General features: G+C 35.7%; 11 protein-coding genes. 4 read left to right on the forward strand and 7 right to left on the reverse strand.

Annotation, left to right across the window (positions count from 1 at the left end; translation table 11 throughout):
• Window positions 1-783: 783 nt before the first annotated feature.
• Window positions 784-3,828 carry an efflux RND transporter permease subunit gene (locus ACQVV1_RS14195; RefSeq protein WP_431169016.1) on the forward strand — a complete coding sequence of 1,015 codons (3,045 nt, stop codon included), beginning with the start codon at window positions 784-786 and terminating at the stop codon, window positions 3,826-3,828.
• Between the two features lie 43 nt (window positions 3,829-3,871).
• Here ACQVV1_RS14195 and ACQVV1_RS14200 read toward each other — a convergent pair whose 3' ends face one another.
• The 4 genes from ACQVV1_RS14200 to ACQVV1_RS14215 form a co-directional block, all read right to left on the reverse strand.
• Window positions 3,872-4,396 carry a P-loop nucleotide/nucleoside kinase family protein gene (locus tag ACQVV1_RS14200; RefSeq protein ID WP_309259721.1) on the reverse strand — a complete coding sequence of 175 codons (525 nt, stop codon included), beginning with the start codon at window positions 4,394-4,396 and terminating at the stop codon, window positions 3,872-3,874.
• Between the two features lie 134 nt (window positions 4,397-4,530).
• Entirely contained in the window at window positions 4,531-5,451 is a 921-nt protein-coding gene (gene pstA / locus ACQVV1_RS14205) for a phosphate ABC transporter permease PstA (protein WP_309259720.1), read from the reverse strand.
• Between the two features lie 2 nt (window positions 5,452-5,453).
• Window positions 5,454-6,344 carry a phosphate ABC transporter permease subunit PstC gene (gene pstC / locus ACQVV1_RS14210; protein ID WP_000676673.1) on the reverse strand — a complete coding sequence of 297 codons (891 nt, stop codon included), beginning with the start codon at window positions 6,342-6,344 and terminating at the stop codon, window positions 5,454-5,456.
• Window positions 6,345-6,414: 70 nt separating this feature from the next.
• Window positions 6,415-7,317 (reverse strand): phosphate ABC transporter substrate-binding protein PstS family protein, encoded by a 903-nt coding sequence (locus tag ACQVV1_RS14215; protein WP_242255316.1) that lies wholly within the window; start codon window positions 7,315-7,317, stop codon window positions 6,415-6,417.
• Between the two features lie 509 nt (window positions 7,318-7,826).
• Between ACQVV1_RS14215 and ACQVV1_RS14220 the strand changes: the two genes are divergently transcribed.
• From ACQVV1_RS14220 to ACQVV1_RS14230, 3 genes are read left to right on the forward strand one after another with little or no spacing between them, the layout of a single operon-like run.
• Window positions 7,827-8,084, forward strand: a complete 258-nt coding sequence (locus ACQVV1_RS14220) for a FeoA family protein (protein ID WP_000252989.1) — start codon at window positions 7,827-7,829, stop codon at window positions 8,082-8,084.
• Window positions 8,081-8,803 (forward strand): FeoB small GTPase domain-containing protein, encoded by a 723-nt coding sequence (locus tag ACQVV1_RS14225; protein ID WP_431169017.1) that lies wholly within the window; start codon window positions 8,081-8,083, stop codon window positions 8,801-8,803. The genes ACQVV1_RS14220 and ACQVV1_RS14225 overlap by 4 nt, the downstream gene beginning before the upstream one ends.
• Entirely contained in the window at window positions 8,781-10,181 is a 1,401-nt protein-coding gene (locus ACQVV1_RS14230; RefSeq protein ID WP_000443600.1) for a nucleoside recognition domain-containing protein, read from the forward strand. The genes ACQVV1_RS14225 and ACQVV1_RS14230 overlap by 23 nt, the downstream gene beginning before the upstream one ends.
• A gap of 209 nt (window positions 10,182-10,390) precedes the next feature.
• On the opposite strand, the gene gerLC is transcribed toward ACQVV1_RS14230, so the two are convergent.
• The 3 genes from gerLC to gerLA are packed head-to-tail and all read right to left on the reverse strand — an operon-like array spanning window position 10,391 to window position 14,144.
• Window positions 10,391-11,557 (reverse strand): spore germination protein GerLC, encoded by a 1,167-nt coding sequence (gene gerLC, locus ACQVV1_RS14235; protein ID WP_242255320.1) that lies wholly within the window; start codon window positions 11,555-11,557, stop codon window positions 10,391-10,393.
• The gene (gene gerLB, locus ACQVV1_RS14240) at window positions 11,541-12,665 is read right to left on the reverse strand and encodes a spore germination protein GerLB (protein WP_431169018.1); all 1,125 of its coding nucleotides are present in this window, start codon (window positions 12,663-12,665) and stop codon (window positions 11,541-11,543) included. The genes gerLC and gerLB overlap by 17 nt, the downstream gene beginning before the upstream one ends.
• Window positions 12,666-14,144, reverse strand: a complete 1,479-nt coding sequence (gene gerLA / locus ACQVV1_RS14245; protein ID WP_142332813.1) for a spore germination protein GerLA — start codon at window positions 14,142-14,144, stop codon at window positions 12,666-12,668.
• Between the last annotated feature and the right edge of the window lie 18 nt (window positions 14,145-14,162).

Below are 14,162 nucleotides of genomic sequence, written 5' to 3' on the forward strand. Positions count from 1 at the left end.
TAAAGTTAGTTTGTCTAGCATCTAAAAATAAAAATTGACGTTTCACGTTGTTTGTTTCGTTCAGTTTTCAAAGAACTTGTCTGTCGCTCAGAAGCGACTTCATCATATTAACATCTTCATTTTTCGATGTCAACCAAGTTTTAAAATTTCTTTTTTTGTCATTTTCTGCGTTTCCGCATCAGCGACGTTTATTAATATACCATCATGTTTTTTTAATAACAAGTGTTTTTTATAAAAAAACACAAAAAAATTTCCACCCTACTTTCTTCTATATAGATACACCTCATCCTCCTCTACAGAAAACTGCTATTTAAATTGTATACCAATATACTCTAATTGACCAAACTGCATCTCATAATCCCTTCCTAGCTTGCATTCTCTTCTATACTAAAGCCCATAATCATTTACTTCTGTATAAACTAACAATATAAAAAAACAAATCAATCCACACAAAAAAGAAAATATATACACCACTCCCCTCTTCAATCAATATCTTCACTTCCTAGATAAAGCGAACAAGCTGATTTTTTGTTTTGTTCTCCACACAAATTATTAGTTAAACGAATCAGGTGTCTACAGGTAGCCCGACTCCAACCGAAATTTTAGGCGGGAGTCTCATCGCCCTACGAATAGCGGGATAAATAACGAAATACCAACAAAAACATTACCTTAAAATTATTGTTAGAATTTTTTTACATTTAATTAATGAAAGATATCCATTTTTTGTTATATAGTAAGAAAGGACGTACCCAACTATAAATAAACCAATGGAGGAATTACTTTATGGATAGGTTAACAAAGTTTTCATTGAAAAACCGAGCCGCTGTTATCATCATGGTTTTTCTCATTTCCATACTCGGCGTTTATTCCGGCTCTAAATTACCTATGGAGTTTTTACCAAGCATCGATAATCCAGCAGTCACTGTCACAACCTTATCTCCAGGACTCGACGCTGAAGCAATGACGAAAGAAGTAACTGCTCCCCTCGAAAAACAATTTCGCAATTTAGAGCACATCGACAACATCACTTCTTCTACGCATGAGGGATTATCACGCATCGATATTGCGTATACATCCAAAGCAAATATGAAAGATGCAGCAAGCGAAGTTGAAAAGGCGATTAATACAATTAAATTACCTAAAGATGCAACGAAACCCGTAGTTAGCCAACTAAATACTTCTATGATTCCACTCGCTCAAATTGCAATCCAGAAGCAAAACGGATTTTCAAAAGCAGATGAAAAACAAATCGAAAAAGAAATCGTACCACAACTCGAAAGCATTGATGGTGTTGCCAACGTTATGTTTTTCGGAAAATCAGCTTCTGAATTATCTATCACACTAGACCCAAACCAATTAAAAGATAAAAACGTAACAACCGAGCAAATATTAAAAGTTTTACAAGGAAAAGAAACTTCCACTCCAGCTGGATCCATTACCGTTAATAAAGAAGAATATAATCTTCGCGTCATTGGGGATATAAAAAATGTAGATGACATTAAAAACATTACCATTGCACCTCAAGTAAAATTACAAGATGTTGCTCAAGTTGAACTTAAACAGCACTACGATACAATCTCACATATAAATGGAGAAGAAGGCACTGGATTAATCATCATGAAAGAGCCAAGTAAAAATGCAGTTGCAATCGGAAAAGAAATTGATAAAAAAATCAAAGATATAAGTAAAGAATATAAAGATCAGTTTTCTATTAAACTTTTAGCCTCAACTCATGAGCAAGTTGAAAATGCTGTTACTAGTATGGGAAAAGAAGTAATCCTTGGAGCAATTGCTGCAACTCTAATTATCTTAATCTTTTTGCGTAACTTCCGAACGACACTCATCGCTGTCGTCAGTATTCCATTCTCTATTTTATTAACACTTTTTTTACTACACCAATCTAATATCACACTTAACACCCTAACACTTGGTGGTTTAGCCGTTGCAGTGGGACGTCTCGTCGATGATAGCATCGTTGTCATTGAGAATATTTTCCGTCGTTTACAAAAAGAATCTTTCTCTAAAGATATTATTCTCGATGCAACGAAAGAGGTCGCCGTCGCAATTACTTCTTCCACTTTAACAACGGTCGCTGTTTTCTTACCTATCGGCCTCGTATCAGGAGTAATCGGAAAATTAATGTTACCTATGGTATTAGCAGTTGTATATTCTATTCTTTCATCCTTACTCGTTGCACTAACAGTTGTTCCACTTATGGCTTTTTTACTACTCAAAAAGACAAAACATCGAAAGCCAAATTCTTCACCACGATATGTCACTACATTAAAGTGGGCTCTTTCGCATAAATTCATTATTCTACTTACTTCTTTTTTATTATTTGCAGGATCGATTGCAGCCTATATATTACTACCGAAAGCGAACATAAAATCTGAAGACGACACAATGTTATCTATTAACATGACTTTCCCAGCTGATTACGCTGCTGAAACACAAAAACAAAAAGCCTTCGATTTCGAAAAGAAATTACTTTCTAATTCAGATGTAACGGATGTTATTTTACGAATGGGATCTAGCGCAGAAGATGCACAATGGGGACAAACAACGAAAAATAATCTTGCCAGTATATTTGTAGTCTTCAAGAAAGGCTCTGATATTGATCAGTATATTAAAGAGTTAAAAAAAGGACATAAAGCTTTTGAGCCCGCTGAACTTGATTATATAAAAACGAGTTATTCAAGCTCTGGCGGCGGTAATATTTTGCAATTTAACGTAACAGCCACTAACGAAACGAATTTGAAAGAGGCTGCTACTATCGTCGAAACAAAACTAAAAGATATGCCTACTCTCTCTAAAGTAAAAACGAATTTAGAAGACTCTAAGAAAGAATGGCAAATCCATGTTGATCAAACAAAGGCCGAACAACTAGGATTAACACCAGAATTAGCAGCACAACAAGTAGCATTCCTTATGAAGAAATCACCTATTGGTGAAGTTTCAATCAATAATGAAAAAACAACTATTATGATAGAACACAGAAAGGAAAACATTACTAAACAAGAAGATATTTTAAACACAAGTATATTATCACCTATCAATGGACCAATTCCTTTAAAAGACATTGCAACTATTTCAGAAAAGCAACTTCAAACAGAAGTCTTCCATAAAGACGGAAAAGAAACGATTCAAATTACGGCAGAAGCTACAAATGAAGATTTAAGTAAAGTAAGCACAGAAGTAAACAAAGCGATAACTGATTTAGATTTACCTAGCGGCGCAAAAGTAAATATTGCAGGCGCCACTGAATCTATGCAAGAGAACTTCACGGACCTATTCAAAATTATGGGAATTGCAATCGGGATTGTATATTTAATAATGGTTATTACCTTCGGGCAAGCACGCGCTCCTTTCGCAATTCTGTTCTCCTTGCCACTAGCTGCTGTCGGCGGCATTTTAGGATTAATCTTTTCAGGAACACCTGTTGATATAAATTCATTAATTGGCGCATTAATGTTAATCGGGATTGTCGTTACAAACGCTATCGTATTAATAGAAAGAGTACAACAAAATCGAGAACATGGAATGGAAACAAGAGATGCATTACTAGAAGCGGGATCCACTAGATTACGTCCAATTATTATGACAGCTATAACGACAATCGTCGCTATGCTACCACTCCTATTCGGTCAATCCCAAGCAGGAAGTATGGTATCAAAAAGTTTGGCGGTCGTTGTCATCGGTGGTTTAGCAGTTTCAACCGTTCTTACATTAGTAGTTGTTCCAGTTATGTATGAACTATTAGATAAAATCGGAAGAAAAAGACGCTCTCGCAGAAAAATAAGCACTTCTACAGAAACACCTGATATTTAAAGAAAAAGCGTTATCTTCACGAATGAAGATAACGCTTTTTTCTCTACCTACTCATATAATCCATCATTTTCTCCGCATACCGCTCTAGAGGTTCACTAGAATCCACAATAAGATATTCACTATTTAGAGGTCTTTCACTACCATCTAACCACTTTTTAAAAGCCACTTCCGACTCTACCTTTTCAATTTGACTGACCATACGCTTACGTATTTGTAACCTATCATTAATCTCTTCCATATCATTCAGATAACACTCAATATATTTATATTTTACACCATGTTTATTAGACAGCTTAATTCCTTTTTCAACCATCCCTTCATATAGACATGGACTATCCAATATCACACTATGTCCTTGTTCTAAATATGAATCAATCAATACCCATTCAACGTCGTATGATACTCCTCCAACAATCACCGATTCAATTCCTTTCATTTTTAATGATTGTAACAATGCGGATTTCAAAACATCATGATCTACAATTACAGCACCTGTTAACTTCGCTATATACTTAGAAACTGTCGATTTTCCTGTTCCAGGAAAACCTGACATTTGCAGAAAAAACAATTCCTCTACTCCTTCATTTGCCCCTATTCATCTCTATAATTAATTACAAATTCAACAATCACTACATCCATTCCTTCTATATTAAAATACAAAAAAGAACTCCTACTTATAAGTAGTGAGTTCTTTTTTGTAATCTATGCTGCTTTTACCTTCTTCGTCGTTTTACTTTTTCTTTTCGTCCCTGTAAAACGTTTGTGCAATACAGATGCTACCAAGCGTGAAATAACATTGAATAGTAATACCATAATAATTAATACTGCTGCAGATTTTGTCGCAATCAACTTCGCATCTGGAATAACTCCTTCAGAATTCAGCTTCCAAATGTGAACCGCTAACGTTTCAGCTGGTCTAAACGGATTTAAAGGATGCGCAGGGCTTGAGAAGTCCGCTGCCGAATTTAAAATCGGAGATGTTAAACCCGCTGTGTAAATCAATGCTGCTGCTTCCCCAAATATACGACCCGCCGCTAAAATAATACCTGTAATAATTTGTGGTAATGATGACGGGATAATAATACGAGCGATCGTTTGCCACTTCGTTGCACCTAATCCAAGACTTGCCTCTTTTACATTATGAGGAACTTCTGAAATCGCATTTTCACAAACACGCGTTAAACCTGGTAAGTTTAAAATCGTTAAAGCAAGGGCGCCACCCATTACTGTGTATCCCCAACCTGTCATAGTAACAAACACTAACAAACCAAATAAACCAACAACAATAGATGGTAAAGACGCCATTGTCTCAATACATAAACGAACAAAGTTTAAAAAACGTCCTTGTTTTGCATACTCTGCTAAATATATTCCAGCACCTAACCCAAGAGGGATAGATATAATAAGCGTTATAACAAGCATGTAGAAAGAATTAAACAACTGCGGACCAATCCCACCACCAGCTCTTGTATTACTTGGTTCTCCAAACAAGAAACTAGGATCCCAAAATCCCCATCCCTTTTGTAAAATTTCAAACACTAAGAACACCAGCATAGCTACAACTAAAGCCGCAACCGCATAAAAAACACCTGTCCAAATTTTATTTACCGTTCTTGCATTCATTATTATCGCTCACCTCTTTGCCCAATCGCTCGAATTACTAAAATAAACAGGAATGAAATAACAAGTAAAATCATCGCTAAACTCCATAGCGCATTGTTCCAAGCAGTTCCGTTTAATGTATTTGTCATGTCCATTGTCAAAATACCAGTTAACGTTGCTGTCGGACTATATATTCCTTCTGGTAATTTAATTGTGTTCCCAATTACCATTTGAACCGCTAACGCTTCACCAAAAGCACGCGCCAAACCTAAAACAACACCTGTTAAAATCCCTTTTTTCGCAGCAGGAACAATCACTCGGCTAATCGCTTGCCATTTCGTTGATCCTAGACCATAAGAAGCTTCTAAATAATCAAATGGAACAGAGCGTATTGCATCAGAAGCGATACTAGCAATAGTAGGTAAAATCATAATACTTAATACAACAATACCTGCAATTAAACTAAAGCCTACTCCCCCAAACGAATCACGTAATAGCGGTACTAAAATCGTAACCCCTAATAACCCGTATACTACCGAAGGAATACCAACTAATAATTCTAAAACAGGCTTCAATACTTTATTTCCAAACTTCGGCGAAATTAAATTCATGAATATAGCAAGAGCTATAGCAATTGGCGCACTAATAATAACCGCACCTAACGAAACCACTGTTGAACCTACAATGAAAATCAAAGCCCCGAAGGTTCCTTCGTCAGCATTCGGATTCCATTTTGTCGATGTTAACATCTCAGTAAATGAGATACCACTTTGTGTAAAAGATTGAATACCTTTACCGCAAATAAAAGCAATAATAGCTAATGTAATTAAAACAATAAAAATACCACAAAACGTAACAAGCGACCTTCCTATATATTCACTTTTTACGTAATTAATTTGTTTTTTCCCCTTCATCACAGGTCAGACCCCACTTCATAGATTGAAATGAACAGGACTGGCCTTGCAGCCAGCCCCATAAATTTGATTACTTATTTAATTTAGACATTGGAATGTAGCCCATATCTTCTACTTGCTTTTCAAAGTCTTTACCTTTTACATAATCAATGTAAGCTTTCGTTGCTTCTTTCGCTTCACCTTTTGTTACCATGTACTCGTAAGACCAGAATGGATATTTCCCAGACGAAATGTTTTCAACTTTTGGTTCAGCACCATCAATTTTCACTGTTTGTAATGCACCTTTTTTATCGCCAACCATATAAGACATTGCTAAATAACTTACTGATCCTGGAGTAGAGTTAATCGCTTGCTCTACTGCACCGTTAGAATCTTGTGTAGTACCAGTTCCATCATTGATTTTCGCGTCTTTCATAATTGTTTTTTCAAATGTAGCACGTGTACCAGATGAAGCTGGACGATTAATTACGTTGATTTTTTCGTCTTTCCCGCCTAATTCTTTCCAGTTTGTTACTTTTCCAGTGAAGATATCTTGTACTTGTTGTACTGTTAAGTTATCAACTTTTACATCTTTATTTACGACAAGCGCGAATGCAATACCCGCAACCTTGTTATCTACTAATTCTTTCGCTTTTTCAGCATCTTTTATTTTATCTCCAGATGGAACATCTGAATTACCAATTTGTACTGCACCCGATGCTACTTGGTTAATCCCAGTTCCACTACCGCCACCTTGAACTTGAATAGAAACTTTTGAATTTTTCTCCATGAATTTCTTTCCAGCTTCCTCCGCAAGAGGTAGAAGAGCTGTAGAACCAGCCGCTGCAATCGTACCTGATAATTCTTGTTTTGTATTATCGCTTCCTTTAGCAGTTTCTTTACTAGCTGTATCTTCTGCTTTCCCACATCCAACTAACGCTCCTGCTACCACTAAAGCCGCTAAAGAAAATTTAATACCTTTTTTCATAACCATGTCTTGTACCCCCATTTGGATTATCACTTTTCGAATTCATTTTCTTTCGAACACAAATTCATTGTAGGACAGCAATATTATGTGAGTGTTAAGCAATCTTTAATTTTAAGTAAATAACGATAATAACCCTTAAAAGCTAGGAATCCCAAGATTTATAGTTAAAAACCCCAACAAAATCCACACTAATTAAGTTGTAATGTAAATTTATTCTTAACAATGTAAATTCAATGTAAATGTTTTTCGTTCTTTTCCCCTTTTGGTTAAAAATACATTTACAAATCCATTATATTTTTTAACTTTTACATCCTTACTTTATTTACATTAAACAGAATTTCAGTAATATTTTTTAGTACAACTAAATAAATTGGAACAATTCTAAAAATAAATGAATATTTTTAAAGTACCAATTGACAGCATCATCCAATGTAGTCTACTATATTACTAACAAAAAGTTTACCTAAGGAAACTTTTTAAACTCAAACTAACAATATAGAGATGAGGTAACTTTTATGGTATCGGCTAATACAAAACCACTTTCCGAATTTAAGACAGGAGAGTTTGTACAAATTGAGAAGATACAATTAGAAGGAACTATGAAACGACGTTTATTAGATTTAGGATTTATCCCTGGCGCAACGATTAAAGTATTACAACGCAGTCCACTTGGAGATCCGGTCGCTTATCAAGTAAGCAACACAACTATTGCGCTACGCAAGGAAGAAAGTTCCCTTATTTTCGGGGTATTAATAGGAGATGATTTCAGATGAGCAAACATCGCATTGCTTTAGCTGGTAACCCGAATACCGGGAAAAGTACATTATTTAATACTTTAACAGGCTTAAAACAACATACTGGAAACTGGACGGGAAAAACTGTTTTAAAAGCTGAAGGGGAATATGAACATAACAGTAGTAAATATACATTAATAGATTTACCGGGAACTTACTCACTATATTCAAATTCTGCGGATGAAGAAGTAGCAAGGGATTATATTATATTTGAAAAACCAGAAGTAACTGTAGTTGTTATAGATGCAACTGCTATGGAGAGAAATTTAAATTTAGCACTCCAAGTGATGGAAATGACGAGCAACGTAGTCATTTGTATTAACTTAATTGATGAAGCTGAGAAAAAAGGCATCGTTATTGATGAAAAGAAATTAGCAAAATCACTCGGTGTACCTGTAGTTAAGATTTCTGCTCGTAACCGAGTAGGCATCGGTCATTTACTAAATGTCATTGCTAAAGTAGCAAATAAAAAACTAATTCCAACACCAATTAAAATTTCTTACAGCGAAAAAATCGAAAATATGATCCAGGAATTAGAACCACAAATTTATAAAGTGTTCGGCGATACGTATCCAGCACGTTGGATTGCGTTACGTATATTAGATGGAGATAAAAATTTCTTAACCGCACTTCAAAAACACCATAATGAACCACTTGTAAGGGAGGTCGTAATGAATGGAATCTCACTCAGCCAGTAAAGCTCTTCCATTGGACTATATTATTCAACATGCACAAACACTATCAAAAGAAGATATACGAGATGATATTGTCGGAGATATTTACCGAACATCCGCAAGCATATGTAAAGAATCTGTTCAATATACAAATACTGATAAATTGTATCGTTCTGAAAAACTAGATAAAATTTTCACATCTCCAATCTGGGGATTTCCAATTATGCTCGGTATTTTATCTATCATTTTTTATCTTACAATTGCAGGCGCTAACGTACCGTCTGATATGATTGCCGAGTTCTTCGGATGGGCCGAAGGGTATTTAACTTCTTGGTTCCAGGCAGCACATGCACCCGAATGGTTACATGGCATTTTAATACTTGGCTTATTTCGTGGTATCGGTGCTGTTATTAGCGTTATGTTACCACCTATGGCCATCTTTTTCCCTATGTTCGCACTATTAGAAAACTACGGGTACTTACCACGCGTTGCGTTTAATATGGACCGCTTATTCAAACGCTCTGGTGCACACGGCAAACAATCTTTGACAATGGCAATGGGCTTTGGTTGTAATGCAGCAGCCATCATGTCAACACGGATTATTGAATCACCACGTGAACGTATGCTTGCAATCTTAACAAACAACTTCGTTCCTTGTAACGGTCGCTGGCCTATGTTAATTTTAATGGCTTCATTATTTATGGCTGCTGGTTATACAGGTAGTATGCAAACATTAGTTACTGCTGGCGTTGTAGTTGGAATGGTTGTAATTGGTATTATTATGACATTAACCGTTTCCTGGGTGCTATCAAAAACAGCTTTAAAAGGCGTTCCAACTCACTACACACTTGAGTTACCGCCGTACCGTAAGCCAAAGGTTTGGAATACAATTGTACGTGCAACACTCGATAAATCAGTCTATGTTTTAAAGCGAGCTGTTGTTGTAGCTGCCCCTGCGGCTGCATTAACTTGGTTACTAGCTAATATTTTCATCGGTGACACAAGCCTGCTTATGTATTTTGTAAACTTCCTAGATCCATTCGCTAAAATGTTAGGACTTGACGGCTTTATTCTAGCTGCGTTCATTCTTGGGCTACCAGCGAATGAAATTGTTATCCCGATTTTATTAATGTCTTATTTATCAACCGGAGCTTTAACTGAAATAGATGATTTTAATCAAATTAAAAATCTATTTTTAGAAAACGGTTGGACTTGGTTAACAGCGTTAAACACAATGTTGTTCTCACTTCTTCATTTCCCATGTGGAACAACACTGGTTAACATATATAAAGAAACAAAAAGTGCAAAATGGACATTCTTATCGTTTGCAATCCCTACCGTTATCGCCATTGTTGTGACATTCCTCTCTACACAATTGGTACATTGGTTAGGGCTTGTATAAGCAAAGCATACATAGAAGGTATCCCCCTTCACATATGCTTTGCGCGAAAGAAACCTGAGATTATTCAGGTTTCTTTTTTTGTATATCCGTATTCCAAGGCTGTGCTCCATACGTTGTGAGTTTCTTATGAATAAAGTATATGGCTCCCGGAAGAACCGCCATTAATATCGTGCAACTAATACCCAATCCAGTAAACAACTTCCATCACCTTATTTCACTTTCTTTGGTAAAGCTGAACCCGAATGTTCAATTGTTGGATCAACATGAACGTGAATTTCAGCATTACTAAAATAATTCTGGCCTTGATCCCAATTTTTACTTATTTTTTTCCACTCTTTATAATTATGCCTCTTATATACCTCTCCTAATTCCAATACATCTACCTTATATTTTTTTTGAACAAGCTGTATAGACTTTTCAATACGCTTCGTCATTTCCTTTGAAATCTCTTTCTTTAAAAGTTTTTCATTCATCACTTGTTTCGGTTCATTAAAATGTAACTCAGCTAATATGCCTTCTGTGGACAAATGAATATCAAACTTCGGTTTTGTAGCATTTTCAGTAGACACCTGGATCTTTCGGCGCAACTTATGAATTTCATATGTAATGAGCTGATTCTTTTTACGAACAGTAAAGAAACCTCCAATTTTTTTACCTATTATATAGTTCATTCCTAATGTTTGTTCTCCACTCAAAGTTCCAACGCACTTATTATCCTTTCCACGAACCAATGCCGCTCCTTCCATTTGCACACCTTGTTTTGTTAGCCCTAAAAGAGGTAATGCAAAACTTCGATTTGCAATCATTTTCCCCTGCACTTCACCAATTCTCGCCGCCTCAATCATTTGAGCGTTTTTCGGAGGATGTTCAGCTAACATATCAATATACTGCGCCGGTAAATTTTCAGGTTTTGCACTCTGTTTTAAAATAGATTCTGCATTTTTCTTCGAAACAAACAAACGAATATTTCTTCTCATTTCATGATCGCGAATATATACATCTAACGTATTTTGCAAAACATACGGATTTGCCAATAATTCTTCCGAAAAAATAATTACTTGTATGTGCGGAAAAAATAATGTTCGACTAATTTTTTTAGCAATAATTCGGATTTGCTCAAAGACACTATCTGCTTTCGCACTAACATTAATGTAATTTTCACTACCTCCACCGCCCTGTCCACCTTGTTGCGCTAACTTACTAGGAAGTACCATCTGATACGTCCCTTTCATAATCGGATTTGATTTCTTTTTCTTCACAATATCGTAAGCTGCGCCTACTACAAATCCTCTTTCTTCTATTTCTTCTAGTTCAGAGCACCCACTTATAGATCCAGCCAAAACCATAACCATTATAATTTTAAGAAGGTGTTTCATTTCTACCATTCCTTCTTTTTATTTTATATACAATAAAAACTAACAGAGGCGCTAACACGACAAACCCCATATCTATCCACGCTAAATATGTGCCGTAACTTGATAAAGTATCTAAATTACCAGGGAGCATATTCATCATAAAAATAATAGGAGCACTTACGAAAATAAAAATATGTTTCTTCACTTTCGGAAACATGGCACAAAATAATAAAGATGCGACGTCATAATACATTGCTGTAGTGTTATAAATAGTAATAATCCAAGTAGTAAAAAAAATCGCATCGAATCTTTCTAAAAACCCTCCACCAATTTCAATTTCTTTCCCTAGTTCAATTGTTGGATATGTCAATCCACGCGTTGTCATGTACGTAAAAACACTAATACAAGTTACATAAATTAAAATATATGACAACACGTTTACCATCACCGCTTTTGCAACTGCCATTGGCGCTTTTTTTGCTGTCTTATCGTTTAACAACACAGCATAAAACAGAGCTACCTCAAATCCAATAAACGTAAAAATAGAATTTTTAACCCCCACAACATATTGACCTACTTCCGTTTGAAAAGCTGGAAATAAATTGTTTATTTCCATTAGATTTATATTTAATAAAGACAGCAGCACTATCGCAATTAAAACAATAGGCAAAAATATAACATTTAATCGTAATAAGGCCGCTCTCGATCCTGCTATTCCATAAATAACAACTAATAAGAAGAAGAAAGACAGTAATTGTATCGGTGTATCACTAAATAAATACGTTTGAGAAATGATCGAAATCATTCGCGATTCATATGCTGTTAAAGCCGCAAACGTTAATACTAAAACCATATTAATCGTGTATGCCACCGGCTTCGTCAAATGAGCACTCGTATATTGAACAAAGTTTTGTTTTGGGAATAAAATAGCCACCCTCGTTACAAACCAGCCTAAAACTGCACATATTAATCCGCCCAAAAGCAAAATAATCCAACCATCCGAAAATAAAGTTTGGTTGGCAATATCCCTTGGCATAGATAATGCGCCTATACCAATAATGGTGGATGATACCGCAAACCCAATTTCCCGAGATCCAATTTCTTCATCGCCATACTCAAATGGTTTCAATTATTCTCGCTCCTTTGGACGTATTGTAGAATCTTTCGTTTGTAAATATTCCGGTCTCTCTTTCAACATTGATTTTGGCATGCGAATAAACTCTTCTTTCCAATCTTTATAAAATGCAGGAGCAATTGGAGTTGTATACGGTACACCAACACTTGTTAAATTTGTAATATGAACAGCAAGCGCAATAAGAGCTAGAATGATTCCATACAATCCAAAAGCAGTTGCTGCTAATACAAAGACGAAAAGTAAAATTCGAAACGTAATTGTGATGCTATACACCGGAAGTGAAAATGTAGCTATAGCTGTAACCGCAATAATGATAACTAAAAACGGATTTACAATCCCTGCGTTCACCGCTGCTTCTCCAATTACTAGACCACCTACAATCCCAATTGTTTGCCCCATCGGTTTCGGCAACCTAATTCCTGCTTCTCGTATTAACTCCATCGTTAATGCCATCATTAACGTTTCAATATATGCAGGAAACGGAACACCTTCTCTTGCCCCAGCAATTGAATAAGCCAATTTAGAAGGAATAAGTCCTTGATGATATGAGACGAGCGCTACATACATCGCTGGCATTAAAATCGCAATTATACCAGAACCCATCCTCAAAATTCTTAATAAAGTCCCTATTACCCAACGCTCATAATGATCTTCCACAGATTGAAAAATATCAACAAATACTAGCGGAGCTATAAGGGCAAACGGTGATCCATCCACCAAAATAGCTGCCTTTCCTTTCGCTAATGAGGCCACAATATTATCAGGCCTTTCCGTATTTAAAAACTGCGGAAACGGTGACAAATTATTATCTTGAATTAATTGCTCAATCGTACCCGTCTCAAAAACGACATCTGTCACTATTGACTGAAGACGCCGATCTAGCTCTTTTACAATGTAAGGATTAATAATGTCTTCTATATATACTAAAGTCACTTCTTTTTGGGATCTCTTTCCCATAATATAAGATTGAAATCTCAGCTTTGGGTCACGTAAACTACGGCGAATTAACATCTTATTCACGTTAATATCTTCATTTAATCCAATCCTCGGTCCACGTATTAAATCTTCTGTTACTGGCGGTTCTAAACTTCTTTTTTCCCAAGCTCTACTATTAATCACAATAGCGGTTTGAATATTATCAATTAATATAACTGTATCTCCCGCTAAAATTGCATTTATAATATCCGGAAACGTTGTCTTCTTACCAACTTCCGCAATAGAAATAAAACGATCCAATAACGTTTGAACAACAGCTTCTTCTTTTTGTACTTCTTCATATTGAAGTGTACGAACTACATATTTATAAACATTATCCTTATCTGTTAACCCACATAAAAAAACAACAGCACAACGTGTATAACTGCCAGCAAGGACAACTTCTCTAATTGTTAAATCATTAGGTGAACCTAACTCGTCCCTAATTTCTTTCATAACTTCAAACAAGTTACCTTTTAACTCTAACAACTTCCCCACCTAACTTCCTTTTCAACA

Source organism: Bacillus basilensis, assembly GCF_050630465.1.
GTDB lineage: Bacteria > Bacillota > Bacilli > Bacillales > Bacillaceae_G > Bacillus_A > Bacillus_A basilensis.